Source organism: Blautia sp. NSJ-175 (assembly GCF_022867815.1).
GTDB lineage: Bacteria > Bacillota > Clostridia > Lachnospirales > Lachnospiraceae > Blautia > Blautia celeris.
In genome coordinates, this window is record NZ_JALIFQ010000008.1 from 132,947 (window position 1) to 148,900 (window position 15,954).

Sequence of the window (15,954 nt, forward strand, 5' to 3'; positions counted from 1 at the left end):
TATCTGTGCATCGCGAAGCGTGTTGCTGGGCACGCAGTGAACAGTAACATATTTTCGTCTAATTATAACAAGTAGTATTCTTCCAGGGTCAATCCGGTGAGGGACAGGTAAAGGGCAAGGGGGTCCCCTACATAGCGGATATGCCAGGGCTCATAGGGAAATCCGGTGACCGACTCCTTTCCTTTTGGGTAGCGGAGGATAAAACCGAAGTGGGAGGCATAGGTATTGAGCCATTTGCCCTCCGGCGTCAGGGCGAAGGTCTCCTCCAGCTCGTAGTCTTCAGAGGGACAGGATACATCCAGGGCAAGGCCTGTCTGGTGTTCACTGCATCCCGGAGGCGCTACGGCGGTCATGGAGGTGTTTTTCGCAAGAGCTGCCCGGTACAGTTCACTTTGGCGGGTGTAGGGACGGTAGCCTGAGATACCGCACAGACAGAGCCCCTCCTCCCGGGCACGGGCAAACAGTTTTTCAGCGGCTGCGGCTGCCTCCCTGACCAGGAGCCGTTTGGCGTCACCGGGAGGTGCTTGAAAGGGAATCGCGGGTTCAGTCAGATTTTGCGGAATGCAGCCTTTTGGCAGGGGGCGCTCCCGATTGACCAGTATGGAAAATTTCGACATGGATTGACCAGCCTTATTATTCGTATTCAACCAGTATTCTATGCAGAGGGAGGAGAAAAAAACACTGCTCCAGGATAGTATTGGGAAATATTTTGTAGTATACTGTACATAGGTTTTAGCGCGTGAACGGGCAGCATTCAGAAAAGGGGATAGAGTTATGCTGGAACATTTCGGGGATATAACAATGATTCAGGAGGTCCTTCAGCAGGCGCAGACAGGACTCTGGATCATAGAGATAGAAGAAGGGAAAGAACCCAGGATGTACGCAGACAGAGCCATGCTGGGGCTGCTGGGTCTGGATGAGGAGCCGGAACCGGAGGTCTGCTACAGGGCCTGGTATGACAGGATCGTGCCGGAATATTATCCGCAGGTCCAGGAAGTGGTGGAGCAGATGATAAGCCACAGGCGTGCGGAGGTACAATACCCCTGGAGACATCCGAAATGGGGAAGGATCTATGTCCGCTGCGGCGGTGTACAGGATGACAGCTATAAAGAGGGAATCCGGCTGCGGGGTTATCACCAGAATATCACAGACACCATCAGGGCCGAGCAGGAATCCGATGCGGTCATCAGGACGTTAAGTGAACGGTACAAAGGGATTTATCTGTGCAATATAGAGACAGAGGAGATCAAGACCATAAAGGATTACCAGGAAATCGGCAGATACGTGAGCGGCTGTTCCAGCCTTCGGGAGTTCCTGTGCGTCTATGCCTCAGGGAGTGTGCTTCCGGAGTACAGAAAATATTTTCTGGAGCTGGCATCAGGAAACAGGCTGCCGGAGCGGCTGAACGGCCAGGGGAGTCGTGTGGAATATACCTACCGTGTGGCATCCGGTGACTGGAGGCAGATACTCCTTCTGCCCTTTGCCGTATCCGGTGTGGAAAGCCCTATTGTCATCATGGCCTTTGACGACCAGAATGCGGAGATGGAGCAGCATTATGACCAGATGATCGCCCAGGTGGCAGTGTCCAGAATGTACACGCTGGCTGTCAGTGTGGATGTGGGAAGAACGGAATACCACTGTGTCCACTATGCGGAGAAGAGTATGGAGTTCAGGCGGAACGGCAGTTTTGCGGACTATACGGCGCAGCTTAGGAAGTGTGTCTATGAGGAGGACAGGGAAGTCCTGGAAAGCCTCTACCGGGAGGAGAGCTACCGGGACAGAAGGTGGCTGGAAGGCGAACTGCGCATGTGGGATAAGAGACACCAGCTTCACTACTATTCGTATTATTCAGCGCTCATAGAGCAGGATACCGGCGGCGGTTTTTTGCTGCTGATGCGGAACGTGGATGCCAGACGTGCGGAGGATGAGAAGAACCGCCAGGCCCTTTTAACAGCCTACGAATCAGCCAGGACTGCCAATGAGGCCAAGACCAGTTTCCTTGCCAGAATGTCCCATGACATCCGGACTCCTATGAATGCCATTGTGGGGATGACCGCCATAGCCCAGGCAAATGCGGGGGATTCGGAGAAGATACAGGACTGCCTGGATAAGATCAGTGTTTCCAGTGAGCATCTTCTGAAGCTTCTCAATGAAGTTTTGGATATGACCAGGATTGAGACGGGCAAAATAATCCTTGCCCGGGAATCTATTTGCCTGCAGGAACTGATGCGTGATATCGGCACTATAATCGGGCATGAGACAGAGGAAAAGAGCCATAGGCTTACCGTATGTACAGATGAGATCATACACGGGAATGTGCAGGGGGACACCGGCCGTATCCGGCAGATCCTGCTGAATCTCATAACAAATGCGGTGAAATATACCCCGGACGGCGGATGTATCGGTATTGCCGTCAGAGAGAAGGCGTCTGACATATGCGGTTATGGTAAATTTGAGTTCATTGTGGAGGATAACGGCATCGGAATGGATGAGGGATTTCTGGAGCATGTCTATGATCCCTTTGAGCGCGCCAACGATGAGCGCGTGAAGAACATCCAGGGGACCGGCCTTGGCATGTCCATTGTAAAAGGGCTTGTCAGCATGATGCAGGGTGATGTGCAGGTTCACAGCAGTCCGGGAAAAGGGACTCGTTTTACAGTGACGCTGTATCTGGAGTTACAGGACAGGAATGCAGTTTCCCAGAAGCCGGATACAGACAGAAAGGTCACAGATATCCTGGATAAAACGCCCCTCAGGGATATGAAGGTCCTGTTGGTCGAGGACAATGAGCTGAACCGGGAAATCGCCCGGGAGCTGCTTGGTATGGCCGGAGCGCAGGTGGAACAGGCCGTGAACGGAAGAGAGGCAGTGGATATGGTGCGGGAGAATCCGGAGAGATACCACGCGGTCCTTATGGATATCCGCATGCCGGTCATGAACGGATGCGAGGCGGCCCGCTGCATCCGTGCCCTGGGGAGAGAGGATACAGACCGGCTCCCGATCATTGCCATGACAGCCAACGCCTTTTCAGAGGATGTGAAGAAGTCCCTGGATTCCGGCATGAACGCCCATATTGCCAAACCAATCGATATGGAGAAGATCATCAATACGTTACGGGATCTTACGGGATGGGAATCATAGAGAAAAGAACACAGGGTTTTGATCTGCGTAAGTGTAAAAAGAAATTGATGTTGAAAATTTTTTTCAAATATGATATGATTTTTCTGTAAATTGTAAAAATAGTTCAAAGAGGAGCGTGGATTGTGGTAGGAGGAAGCTGCAAGGAAAAAATTTTGGGGAGAATGCACTTGCTTACCAATACAGAAATGAAACTGGCATCTTATATACTGGAGCATTATGAGGAAGTGCTGAACTATAATATAACAGAGCTTGCGGAAGAGGCAGGCGTGAGTGATGCGTCTGTGGTGAGGTTCTGTAAAAGTGTGGGATATAAAGGGTACCAGGACTTCAAGGTGAATGCAGCCAGAGACGTGCTGCCCAGGGACAAGCACTTTAATCCCAGCCTGGAGCAGGGAGATGATCCGGAGACCATCTGCAGGAAAATCTTTGCCTCAGAGGTAAATGTATTAAACAGGACCCTTGCGGGTATTGACCTGCCTTTGCTGACAAAGGTGGCAGACCAGATACGCAGTGCAAAGCGGCTGATCTTCTTCGGCAGCGGCGGCAGCCTTCTGGTGGGAAGGGATGCTCAGCATAAGTTTATGAAGATAGGCATCAGGGCTTTTGTCTATGATGATGCGGATATGCAGCTTATGGTATCGTCTCTTATGGAGGAGGGTGAGCTTGCCTTCGGCATTTCCCACAGCGGAAGCAACTACAATGTAATGAATTGTCTGCGGAACGCCAGAGAGAATGGAGCGGATACGGTGGCTCTGGTGAGTCAGGGAAAGACGCCTCTGTCCAAAATTGCGGATACGGTTCTGTATTCCTCGGCAGAGGAGACTATATTCCAGTCAGAGTCTGTCAGTACAAGGATCGCACAATTGGCCATGATAGATACATTGGTAGCAATCGTAGCCTTTGAAGATTATGAAAACTCCTACATGGCTATCCAGAAAACCAGAAAAGCCACTTCAGAAAATAAATTGTAAACAGGTAATACAAATCGAATGCCGCTGCAGGTCGTTGTGATCTGCAGCGGTTTTTTGTATAGGATCTCCGGTCCGGACAGCAGGATGACTGCGCAGGTCTGCACGCTGTCAGGTGGTCAGCCAGATGGGGATTTTATGGCTGTAACTGAAAAAAAATTACAGAAAAGACAAAAATAATGTGAAAATAAAGCGGAATACTTTTTGAAAAATATTTTTATTTAATCCTTTGCAAAGATGAAAAACAATGAAAATACAGCAATATAGACAAAAATAGAGCCCTAAATTGAAAATAATTTACAAAAAATAAAAATACTATTGAAAATTATTTTTAAACATGCTATGATGTCATCAAGATAAAAAAAGGAGTGAGAAAGTATGAGAGCAGTTGTTTTGAACGGTCCGAATGATTTCGCACCAACAGATCTGCCGAAGCCTCAAATCGGAGATAATGACATACTTCTGGAGATGAAGAAAGCCGCGATCTGCGGAACAGATATGCGGATTCTTGCAGGAACCAAGACAAAAGGTGTCCGTTATCCGTCCGTGATCGGCCATGAGATGTGCGGTGTCATCAGTGAGGTGGGAAAGAATGTTTCAGGATTCCAGGCGGGAGACAAGGTTTCCATCGCCAATGTGATCCCCTGCGGCTCCTGTCCGGCCTGTCTGGCGGGAAGGGAAAACGCCTGTATGAACCGTAAGGCAGTGGGATATGAGTTTGACGGAGGCTTTGAAGAATATGTGCTGATCCCGGAGATCGCCATCAAGAGCGGCAATGTCATCAAACTTCCGGATCATGTATCCTTCACCGCAGGCGCTTTGATAGAACCTCTGGCCTGCTGTATCCGCGGTCTTAAAAATGCCGGTACCGGATTCAATGATACCGTGCTGATAGTAGGAGCCGGACCGATCGGACTGATGCACATGCAGCTTTCCAGGATTGCCGGAGCAAAGCAGGTGATCGTCAGCGAACCCAACGAGATGAGACGCCAGGTTGCCCTTGAACTGGGCGCAGACAGAGTGGTAGACCCCACCAGTGAGAACCTGGAACAGATCATCAAGGAAGCCACCGGCGGCATGGGAGCAGATGTGATCGTTATGGCCATCGGCGTACCGGCACTTGTGAATTCCACTTTGAAGCTCTGTAAAAAAGGCGGTACTGTAAACCTCTTCGCAGGCTTTGCCGGAACAGGCGAGTGCACCATAGAGGTAAATACCATCCATTATAATGAAATAACGGTCAACGGCAGTACAGCTTATAAGCGCGCTGATTATCTGGAAGCGGCGGACATGGTCATGTCAGGCAAGATCAATCTGGATAAGATCGCAACACATACATATAAAATTGATGATTTCCAGCAGGCTTACGAGATGTGTAAAAGCGGCCAGGGCCTGAAAGTGATCATTGAACCATAGGATCACGCAGCAGCGTGTGAACAGCAGCAGAAAAACTACAATATTTTATGATAAAAAAGGAGATTAAAATTATGGCAATGTTAGGTAAAGAAGTAAGAATGAGCAGACTGGTTAACCCGAAGAGCAACAAAATGATGGCAATCACAGTTGATCATGCAACTTCCAGGGGAATCGCACCTCTGACAGGACTGCATCATGTACAGGATACTATTGATAAGATCATTCTGGGAAGACCGGATGCCATGACACTGACAAAGGGAATCGCAGAACACTGCATGTGGAACCACGCAGGCGAAGTGGCAATGCTCATGAAGATCTCCAACTATTCCCCGGTAGCCCCCACCAAAGACACCATCTTCGGCACTGTAGATGAAGCCATCCGCATGGGCGCTGACGCTGTATCTATGGGATGCATGACACTGGGAGATTTCCAGGGCGAGCAGTTTGAGGCCATCGGCAGGGTTTCAGAGGAATGTATGAGAAAAGGAATGCCGCTGATCGGACATGTATATCCAAAGGGAGAGAGCGTAAAACCGGAAGACAGAACAGCCTGGGAAAACATTGCATACTGCGTGAGAAGTGCCTGTGAGCTGGGTATGGATATCATCAAGACAACCTATACAGGTGACCCGGAAAGCATGGCAAAAGTAGTGGCTACCGTACCTTCCACCTTCCGTATCGTTATCCAGGGCGGCGATGCCTGCAAGACACTGGATGACTATCTGCAGATGACAAGAGACGCTATGGACTGTGGTGTCGGCGGCGTGACCATGGGAAGATTCGTATGGGATTACAAAGATGTGACAGCACTTGTGATTGCTCTTCGTTACATTATCCATGAGGGATACAGCGTAAAAGAAGCAAAAGAGCTTTTAGCTCAGCTTGAAAACGACAAAAACTACAGCGAATTCTAAGAAAAACCAATAAAGAACGAAACGGGTGTATGAAATGGGAAATAGATACTTATTGGGGGTGGATGTGGGAACCACCAGCATCAAAGTAGCGATTATAGACGAACAGGCCAGGGTTTTGGGCATGAGCAGCAGCTCATACCGGCTGATCACGCCAAATCAGGATTATGCGCAGATCGACACAGAGGATATGTGGAGAGCGTATTTAAAATGTATCCGTCTGCTTCAGGAGGGAAAGAACATTGACATGTCCCGGGTGGCAGGAATCAGCATTTCCAGCCTGTGTCCCGGACTGGCTGCCCTGGGGGAAAACGGAGAGGTGCTTACAGACCCCATCATATATTCAGACAGGCGCAGCACCGAGGAAGCGGAGATGATCCTGGAAGCCGTGGGCCGCGAAAAACTTTTTGAGATCACGGCGAACACAGCCATGGCAGGTGCCATGTCAGGAACCTCTATGCTGTGGATCAAGCGGAACCTGCCGGAAGTTTATGAGAAAACAAAATATTTCGGTCATGTAAACACACTGCTGGCCCAGAGGATGTCGGGTAATTTTGCTATTGATTATTCCAATGCGTCCTATACGGATCTGTTCGAGACAACAGGCGGCTTTCAGTGGTCCGAAGTTCTCTGTGAAAAGATTGGGATCGATATGGAGAAGCTGCCTCCGCTTCACGCTTCCACTGACGTTGTGGGAGGGCTTATCCATCCCGATCTGATCCGGATGGGAATTCCCAGAGATACCCCGGTTATTATCGGCGGCGGTGACACAGCCTGCGCGACTCTGGCTGCGGGCGTGACCAAAGCCGGGCAGGTGTGTGAGTCCGTGGGTACCACCAATGTCCTTACTATCTGCGTGGACCAGCCGAAATTCGACAAGGGATTTATCAACAGGTGCCATGTGGTGGAGGGAACCTGGATCTATCAGGGCGCACTGTCCCACACAGGCGCTTCCTACCAATGGTTCCGGGACAACTTCTGCCAGGACCTGGTGGACAGGGCAGTAGGTACAGATAAGACAGCCTTTCAGTTCATGAATGAGGAAGCCGACATGGCAGAGCCGGGAAGCGGCGGCCTTGTATTCCTTCCCTACATGCTTGGTGAGAGAAGCCCCATCTGGGACCCTTACGCCAGGGGCGTCTTCTTCGGCATATCCCTGCAGACCACCAGAAAAGAAATGAACCGGGCGGTCATGGAGGGCTGCGGATACGGACTGAGACAGCTCTCAGAGATCGCCGAACGTGTTACAGGCCGGGAAATCAAGGAATTCACCTCCATCGGAGGCGGTGCCAAGAGCGAGACCTGGGCACAGATCAAAGCGGATATCACAGGAAAAGATATCAAGATTCTGGATATGAATGATATGGCCCCCATCGGCGCAGCACTGCTTGCCGGAGTGGGAGCCGGAATTTTCAAAGATGTCTATGAAGCTGCTGATAAGGTGGAGAAGAAAGTATATAAAGTTATCCGAAGCAGCCGGGCACATGATGATATCTACAACAAAAGGTATCAGGTATATATACAGTTATATCCACAGATTAAGGAATTATATAAGATTGGGAGTAATTTACATTAGTAAAAAAGGAGAAGAAAAATGAAGAAAAGAGTATTAGCAGCAATAATGACAGCAGCAATGATCTGTACCGGTCTGGCAGGATGCGGAGGAAACGCTTCCGGAAGCACAGATGCTTCAGGCAAAGCGGAAAAGAAGACAAAAATCACCATCGCTGTTCCGGACCCGGAATCCTCTTACATATATCAGGCAGCACAGGAATTCGCAGACCGGGCCAGTGAGTATTCTGACGGAACTTTGGAATTCACGGTTTCCGGAAACGGTTCCCTCTACGGCGGTGATACCGCTGCAGGTATCAAACAGCTCTCAGCAGGTTCCCTGCAGATGCTGATCCTGGCAAGCAGCGTATATGCCAGCTTTGAACCGGGTTATAATGTGATATCCGTACCTTATATGTTTGATGACCAGCAGCAGCTTCTGGATTATTTGAACAGCGACACAGGAAAAGAACTGATGAACCGTGTTTCCGATATGGGAATCACCACGGTGGGAAGCTGGACCAGATCCTTCCGTAAGATCACCAATTCCAAAAACCCTGTGAGCAAACCGGAGGATTTAAAGGGTATGGTCCTCAGAGTACCCAATAATGCACTGTATGTGGAATTCTTTGGTGCCTGCGGTGCGGTGACAACACCCATGAACTTCAGTGAGGTTTATAATGCGCTTCAGTTAAATACTCTGGACGGACAGGAAAATCCGGTGGATGTTCCCTTCTCCAACAAGTTCTATGAAGTACAGAAATACATCTCCGGAACAGACCATATGGCAGACGCATGGCTGGTAGGGATCAACAGCGAAGTTTTCAAAGGTTTATCCGAGAAACAGCAGGATGCCATCACAAAGGCCGGTGAGGAAGTACAGCAGTGGAATGTTGATTTTATGGAAAAAGAAGATGAGACTGCCCTGCAGACCCTGCTTGACAACGGCATGGAGTACAATGACATTTCCGACGAAGGTCGTGAGGAATTCGTTAAAGTATCCCAGTCCTGCTACGATAAGTTCAAAGAACTGATCGATGACGATGAGCTGTTCGACGCTACAGCAAAATTCTGCGGTAAAAACTAAGAAAATGGTGGAGGTGTTCTTATGGAACGAAAGAAAACAGCCCTGTCCAGATTCTTTGATGTGATCGACGGAGTGGAGAATGCAGTCCTTGCCGTTATGGTGGTGGGCATGATATTCACGATCCTGGTGCAGATCATCGGGCGTGTCATCGGACATCCTTTTCCCTGGACAGAGGAGACCAGCAGGTATCTCTTCCTGTGGATGATGTTCGTGGCACTGGCGGCAGGCTTTAACCAGGCGGAATCTTCCCGTGTCACCCTGTTTGTGGCAAAGGGACCCAAATGGCTTAGAAAGTTCAGTGAAATATTATATGCGGTGATAGTGACTCTGTTTTTCGGCTTCATGATCATTTACGGATGGGAAGTCGTGCAGCAGCAGATCATGATGAAGGAAATGGGAACAGCGCTTATGATTCCCATGTATCTGATCGGCATTTGCCAGCCGATCGCCGGTGTACTGGGTATCATCGGTGTCCTGCAGAGCTTTATGGAATATCACGGAAATGTGGAGATTGCAGGAAAAAGCAAAAAAGATAATGAAACAGAAGAGAAGGAGGGGTGACAGCAGATGGTAATGAGTATTACGTTATTGGTGGTTTTCATGCTGCTGATGTTCCTGGGAGTTCCCATTGCGATTTCCCTTGGTGCGGCATCTGTGTTTACAATTGTGACAATGTCTTCTCTGCCTCTTTCCATGGCGGCACAGTCCATGTTTACATCTATGAACAGCTTTATTATGGTTGCGGTCCCGCTGTTTATTCTGTGCGGTTCCCTTATGGATGAAGGCGGAGTTGCGGATAAGATCTATGATCTGGCTGAGTCCATGGTTGGCTGGATTTTCGGAGGCCTGGGCCATGTATCTGTTGTGGTAAATATGCTTTTTGCGGGTATGTCCGGTTCCTCTGTAGCGGCCATCGCATCCATCGGTAAGATGAGTATCAATGCCCTGGAGAAGAAAGGCTACCCCAAGGATTATGCCACAGCCATCAACCTGTCGGGTTCCATGCTGGCGTCAGTGATTCCCCCCAGTATCCTGATGATCAACGCAGCGGCAACCGCCAATGTGTCCATTGGACAGGCACTGCTGGCAGGACTGATCCCCGGAATCATTATCGGTCTCATTTTTATGGTTTACAATTACTTTTATTGTAAAAAGCATAATATCGGTGACCGTACTCCTTTCCAGGGAAAACGCCTGGGCAAAGCATTTGTGAGCGCCATTCCCGCGCTGCTGACACCTGTGATCCTGTTGGGCGGCGTATATACAGGATTTTATACCCCCACAGAGGGTGCAGCGATTGCTGTTGTCTACACCATACTGGTTTCCGTATATGTTTATAAGAACCTGAAATGGAGAGATATCCCCCGCATTATCTGCAAAAATGCCCGTTCCACAGGAACGATCCTCTTTGTGGCCATCGCGGCAAAGCCTGCATCACTGATCTTTGAGCTGGACGGACTTCCAAGCGCAGTGGCGAATATGATCACAGGTATTTCCGACAACCGTATTGTCATCATGTTTGTGCTTTACCTGTTCCTGATCTGTGTGGGCATGTTCATGGATGCCACAGCGGCAATCTTCATTCTGGTTCCCATCCTTCTTCCTGCAGTGCAGGCAGTCGGTGTATCTCCGCTGTTCTTCGTGGTATTCCTGGTAATCACCCTGTCCTTCGGACTGATCACCCCGCCGGTGGGCGTATGTCTCTACGCGGCGCAGAATGTCACGGGACTTGAATTGGAGAAGATCATCAAGGCATCCGTGCCGTGGATCATTCTGATCGCAGTTGCGTTATGTATCTTTATAGTATTTCCATCTATCATCACAGTGCCTGTGGGCCTCATATTCGGCTGACAGCACTGACAGAAAACGGCGCCGCCCCTTAGAAAGCATACAAGCAGGTGTGATAAGGGACGTGTGCCGGGACACAGGACAGGGAACATTCAAGGAGGAATTGTTATGAAAATTGTAGTGTTGGACGGATATACAGAGAACCCCGGAGATTTAAGCTGGGAACCTCTTGAAAAATACGGGGAGCTTACGGTATATGACCGTACTTCCTATGTGGACTCACCGCTGATCGCCGAGAGGATTGGGGACGCGGAAGTGGTAGTCATGAATAAGACACCGATCACCAGAGAGACCATAGAGAAATGCCCGAACATCAAACTGATCGCCGTGCTGGCTACCGGATATAATGTGGTAGACTGCGCTTATGCAAAGGAAAAAGGAATCCCGGTGGTGAATGTGCCGACCTACGGGACGCAGATCGTAGGCCAGTATGCAGTGGGCCTTCTTCTGGAAATCTGCTCCCACTATGGACATCATGCGCAGACGGTAGCTGAGGGCAGATGGGAGAGCAATGCGGACTGGTGCTACTGGGACTACCCCATGATAGAGCTTTACGGCAAGACGGCAGGCATTATCGGACTGGGACGGATTGGTCAGGCAACAGCAAAAATCCTTCAGGCAATGGATATGAAGGTGCTCGCCTACGACGCTTACCAGAGCGAGGCAGGGAAAAAGCTGGCAGAGTATGTGGACTTAGACACCCTGTTTGCCCGGTCGGATGTGATCTTCCTTCACTGTCCTCTCTTCCCGGAGACAGAAGGCATAATCAATAAAGAAAATATCTCGAAAATGAAAGACGGCGTGATTCTCATCAACAACAGCCGTGGACAACTGGTAGTGGAACAGGATCTGGCGGATGCCCTTAACAGCGGGAAAGTATATGCCGCAGGTCTGGACGTTGTGTCCACAGAGCCGATCAAAGGCAGTAATCCGCTGCTGAAGGCAAAGAACTGCTTCATTACACCCCACATTTCCTGGGCAGCCCAGGCATCCCGCCAGCGGATCATGGACATTACCGCTGACAATATCAGGGCTTATGCAGAAGGCAGTCCTGTGAATGTTGTGAATAAGTAAAGCAATGCGGAGAGAGGAGTGAAGTGCAGTGGGGAATAAGGTATCATTTGACTATTCTAAGGCAGCGGGCTTTGTCAGTGCCCATGAAGTAGAATATATGAAAGAAGCCGCCGAAAGAGCCAGAGCTGCGCTGGCAGCAAAAAACGGCGTGGGAAACGATTTCCTGGGATGGATCAACCTGCCTGTTGATTATGACAGAGAAGAGTTCGCGGCTATCAAAAAGGCGGCTGAAAAGATCCAGTCCGATTCAGAGGTTCTGGTGGTGATCGGCATCGGCGGTTCCTACCTGGGTGCCAGGGCAGCCATTGAATTTCTGAGACATGGATTCTATAATAATATCAGCAGAGAACTGAGAAAAACGCCTGAGATTTATTTTGCAGGCAACAATATCAGCAGTACCTATCTGAAAGGGCTGATCGATGTGATCGGGGACCGGGATTTTTCCGTCAACGTGATCTCCAAGTCAGGAACCACCACGGAACCGGCGATCGCTTTTCGTGTATTCAAGGAAATGCTGGAGAAGAAATACGGCAGGAAAGAAGCTGCAGGCAGAATCTATGCCACCACGGACAAGGCCCGGGGAGCTTTAAAGAGTCTGGCAGAAGCGGAAGGCTATGAGACATTTGTAGTGCCTGACGATGTGGGCGGCCGTTTCTCCGTGCTGACCGCAGTGGGTCTGCTTCCCATCGCAGTCAGCGGCGCAGATCTTGACAGGCTCATGGAAGGAGCCGCTTTTGGACGGGAAAACGCACTGCATCTTCCATATGAAGAGAACGACGCACTCCTTTACGCGGCAGTCCGCAATATTCTTCTGCGCAAAGGCAAATCCGTAGAGCTGCTGGCAAACTATGAACCCAGCGTGCACTACGTGTCGGAATGGTGGAAGCAGCTCTACGGGGAGAGCGAAGGCAAAGACCAGAAAGGACTCATGCCCGCTTCCGTTGACCTGACCACAGACCTTCATTCCATGGGTCAGTTCATCCAGGACGGATCCAGAATCATGTTCGAGACAGTCCTCAATGTGGAGAAACCCAGGGAGGAACTGGTCATCAAAGAAGAAGCGGCAGATCTTGACGGCCTCAATTATCTGGCGGGAAAAACCGTTGACTTCATCAATAAAAGCGCAATGAACGGCACGGCGCTGGCTCATACCGACGGCAATGTGCCAAACCTTCGGGTAAATATACCGGAACAGAATGAGTTCTGTCTGGGGCAGTTATTCTATTTCTTTGAATTTGCCTGCGGCGTCAGCGGTTATCTGCTGGGAGTGAATCCCTTTAACCAGCCGGGCGTTGAGAGTTATAAGAGCAACATGTTCGCTCTGCTGGGAAAGCCGGGATATGAGGAAAAGCATGCGGAGTTAATGGAAAGACTGTAGACTTAAAAGTTGTTTGTATTCTGTTTGTCCCGGAAGAAACCAGGCCGGAAAATGCGGTATTTGGGCCTTCCGGGACAGTGAAAAAAATTTTTTTAAAAAAATTAAAAAAAGGACTTGATTTTTTTTGAGTTATCCTTTATAATTCATTTTGTTGCAAAACAATGGGCTATCGCCAAATGGTAAGGCAACGGACTCTGACTCCGTCATTTCAAGGTTCGAATCCTTGTAGCCCAGCTAAGAATCAATATCCCAGACTAAGTGTCTGGGATATTTTGGTATACAGGAATAATTGTTATATACCCGGGAGGCAGAAAAAATGAAATACTCTTTTGAAAGTTATGTCCGCTACAGTGAGATTGGGGAGGACAGGAATCTGACCCTGAATTCCGTCATCAATTATTTCCAGGACTGCAGTACCTTTCATTCGGAACATACAGGTGTGGGGATTGATTATCTGCAGGAGAAGAACCGGGTATGGGTCCTTTCCTCCTGGCAGATTGTTGTGGACCGGTATCCAAAGCTCTGCGAGAAAATAAAAATAACTACCTGGCCCTATGCGTTTAAGCGTTTTCTGGGAAGCAGGAATTTTACCATGGAGGATGAGAGCGGGGCAACGGTTGCCTATGCCAACTCTCTGTGGACATATCTGGATCTGGAGACCGGTATGCCGGCAAATGTATCAGAGCAGCAGATCGAGGCCTATACACTGGAAGAGAGATATCCCATGGAATATGCGCCCAGGAAGATCAAAATGCCTGTGGACACGGCAGAGTATGAGAGCTTTCCCGTGCGTCCCCACCATCTGGATACCAATCACCATGTAAACAACGGACAGTACGTGGCTATGGCAGAGGAATTCGTGCCCGCCGGATTCTGTGTGCACCAGATGCGGGCGGAGTACAAGGGACAGGCAGTGCTGGGAGATATCATAGTACCAAAAGTGAAGCAGGAGCAGGGGGTATGTACCGTGGCTCTCTGCAGTGAGAACGGCGAACCCTATGCGGTTGTGGAATTAAAGGAGAAAAAAGAATGGAATTAGGCAGAAAACAGAAACTGGTTGTTGTGAAGACTGTGGATTTCGGTGTGTATCTGGGAGACAGACCGGACGCAGGGGAAACGGACAGAGTGCTCCTTCCCGGCAAAGAGGTGCCGGAGGGGACGAAGGAAGGGGACCAGATGGAGGTATTCCTCTATAAGGATTCCTCTGACCGTCTGATCGCAACCACCAGGACTCCGGCACTGATGATGGACCAGGTGGGATTTTTGAAAGTTGCTCAGGTGACGAAGATCGGAGCATTCCTGGACTGGGGACTGGAAAAAGACCTGTTCCTTCCATATAAAGAACAGACAAAGAAAGTGCATGAGGGGGAGGAAGTTCTGGTATCCCTCTATATAGACAAGAGCAGCCGTCTGTGCGCTACCATGAAAGTGTATCACTACCTCAAGACAAATTCTCCCTACATTATAGGAGATACTGTGACAGGTGTGGTGTATGAGCACAGTGACAACTTCGGCGTATTTGTGGCAGTGGACGGGCAGTATTCCGGCCTGATTCCAAAACAGGAGGCCCAGGGCAATTATAAGGTGGGCGAAGAGCTGACACTGCGTGTCACTCAGGTCAGGGAAGACGGCAAGCTGAATTTGAGCGCAAAGCAGAAGGCCCATATCCAGCTCCATGAAGATGCCGAGAGCGTGTATGAGATCATCAGGGAGTTTGAAGGTGTTCTGCCCTTTGATGACAAGGCTTCACCGGAAATCATAAAGCGTGAGTTCGGCCTGAGCAAGAATGCGTTCAAACGCGCTGTGGGGCATTTGCTCAAAGAAGAGAAAATAGAACTGAAAAACCATAAAATTTATATACGTTAGATGCTTCACGAATAGGAAAAGGTATGATATACTTGTACCGTAAATCAATTTATCAAATTCTTTTTTGTACTTGTCCAGAAGGAGGAAAATAAGTGGACTCGATAGATTATTATGACCGATACGCGGTACCTTATTATGAAGAAACTGTAGAACTGAGCATGGAGGAGCAGCTTCAGCGTTTTATGGACCTGCTGCCTGAGAATGCAGAGGTTCTTGATTTGGGCTGTGGGTCGGGAAGAGACACCTTGTTTCTCGAAGACGAAGGATTCAGCGTAACCGCAATGGACGGCTCCGCCAGAATGTGTGAGCTGGCAGAGATTCATACGGGCCGGGATATCCTGCATCTGCGCGTGGAAGACATGGAGTTTGACGATGTATTCCATGGTATCTGGGCGTGTGCCGTATTGGGGCATTTCCCGCCGGACAAGATCCAGGAAGTGATGCAGAAGATTCTCAATGCACTGAAGGATGACGGTGTTCTGTATTTTTCTGTGCGCAAAGGCGACAGGAACGGCAGATACAACGGTCGTTATTACTACGATTACAGCAGGGATTCCCTGGATGACCTTCTGGATTCGATTCCGAATATCAAAGTGCTGGACATCTGGAAGACCAGCGATGCCCGCGGCGAGGATCACAATAACAGGTGGTACAATGTGCTGCTTCGGAAAGTAAAAAATAAAGAAGAATAGACACCATACAGGAACAGTAAAA

14 protein-coding genes and 1 tRNA gene are annotated in these 15,954 nt (G+C 49.4%); 14 read left to right on the plus strand and 1 reads right to left on the minus strand.

Annotated features, from left to right (window positions below; genetic code table 11):
* Positions 1–62: 62 nt before the first annotated feature.
* A complete protein-coding gene (locus MUB35_RS14460) occupies positions 63–617 on the minus strand; it encodes a M15 family metallopeptidase (RefSeq protein ID WP_033144052.1) in 555 nt (184 codons plus the stop codon).
* A gap of 157 nt (positions 618–774) precedes the next feature.
* On the opposite strand from MUB35_RS14460, the gene MUB35_RS14465 reads away from it, so the two are divergent.
* The 14 genes from MUB35_RS14465 to MUB35_RS14530 all read left to right on the plus strand — a co-directional run bounded on the left by MUB35_RS14465 (position 775) and on the right by MUB35_RS14530 (position 15,932).
* Complete coding sequence (locus MUB35_RS14465) at positions 775–3,141, plus strand: PAS domain-containing hybrid sensor histidine kinase/response regulator (protein ID WP_244806410.1); 2,367 nt, start codon at positions 775–777, stop codon at positions 3,139–3,141.
* A gap of 122 nt (positions 3,142–3,263) precedes the next feature.
* Positions 3,264–4,112, plus strand: coding sequence for a MurR/RpiR family transcriptional regulator (locus MUB35_RS14470; protein WP_033144053.1), 849 nt, complete (start codon positions 3,264–3,266; stop codon positions 4,110–4,112).
* Positions 4,113–4,487: 375 nt separating this feature from the next.
* Positions 4,488–5,525, plus strand: coding sequence for a zinc-dependent dehydrogenase (locus tag MUB35_RS14475; protein ID WP_033144054.1), 1,038 nt, complete (start codon positions 4,488–4,490; stop codon positions 5,523–5,525).
* 71 nt (positions 5,526–5,596) lie between these two features.
* Positions 5,597–6,439, plus strand: coding sequence for a class I fructose-bisphosphate aldolase (locus tag MUB35_RS14480; protein WP_033144055.1), 843 nt, complete (start codon positions 5,597–5,599; stop codon positions 6,437–6,439).
* Between the two features lie 34 nt (positions 6,440–6,473).
* Positions 6,474–8,012, plus strand: coding sequence for a xylulokinase (locus MUB35_RS14485; RefSeq protein ID WP_033144056.1), 1,539 nt, complete (start codon positions 6,474–6,476; stop codon positions 8,010–8,012).
* Positions 8,013–8,030: 18 nt separating this feature from the next.
* Positions 8,031–9,074, plus strand: coding sequence for a DctP family TRAP transporter solute-binding subunit (locus MUB35_RS14490; protein WP_033144057.1), 1,044 nt, complete (start codon positions 8,031–8,033; stop codon positions 9,072–9,074).
* Positions 9,075–9,095: 21 nt separating this feature from the next.
* The gene (locus tag MUB35_RS14495) at positions 9,096–9,635 is read left to right on the plus strand and encodes a TRAP transporter small permease (protein ID WP_244806411.1); all 540 of its coding nucleotides are present in this window, start codon (positions 9,096–9,098) and stop codon (positions 9,633–9,635) included.
* A gap of 6 nt (positions 9,636–9,641) precedes the next feature.
* Positions 9,642–10,925 (plus strand): TRAP transporter large permease, encoded by a 1,284-nt coding sequence (locus MUB35_RS14500; RefSeq protein WP_225305228.1) that lies wholly within the window; start codon positions 9,642–9,644, stop codon positions 10,923–10,925.
* A 105-nt stretch (positions 10,926–11,030) separates the two neighbouring features.
* Entirely contained in the window at positions 11,031–11,996 is a 966-nt protein-coding gene (locus tag MUB35_RS14505; protein WP_103732480.1) for a D-2-hydroxyacid dehydrogenase, read from the plus strand.
* Positions 11,997–12,024: 28 nt separating this feature from the next.
* Entirely contained in the window at positions 12,025–13,374 is a 1,350-nt protein-coding gene (locus MUB35_RS14510) for a glucose-6-phosphate isomerase (RefSeq protein WP_103732479.1), read from the plus strand.
* A 162-nt stretch (positions 13,375–13,536) separates the two neighbouring features.
* Positions 13,537–13,608: transfer RNA gene (locus MUB35_RS14515), tRNA-Gln, on the plus strand.
* Positions 13,609–13,690: 82 nt separating this feature from the next.
* Positions 13,691–14,413, plus strand: coding sequence for an acyl-[acyl-carrier-protein] thioesterase (locus tag MUB35_RS14520; RefSeq protein ID WP_227245931.1), 723 nt, complete (start codon positions 13,691–13,693; stop codon positions 14,411–14,413).
* Positions 14,404–15,240: a CvfB family protein gene (locus MUB35_RS14525; RefSeq protein ID WP_103731896.1), complete on the plus strand. Its 837-nt coding sequence runs from the start codon at positions 14,404–14,406 to the stop codon at positions 15,238–15,240. The genes MUB35_RS14520 and MUB35_RS14525 overlap by 10 nt, the downstream gene beginning before the upstream one ends.
* 92 nt (positions 15,241–15,332) lie before the next feature.
* Positions 15,333–15,932 carry a class I SAM-dependent DNA methyltransferase gene (locus tag MUB35_RS14530; protein WP_033143327.1) on the plus strand — a complete coding sequence of 200 codons (600 nt, stop codon included), beginning with the start codon at positions 15,333–15,335 and terminating at the stop codon, positions 15,930–15,932.
* The last annotated feature ends 22 nt before the right edge of the window (positions 15,933–15,954 follow it).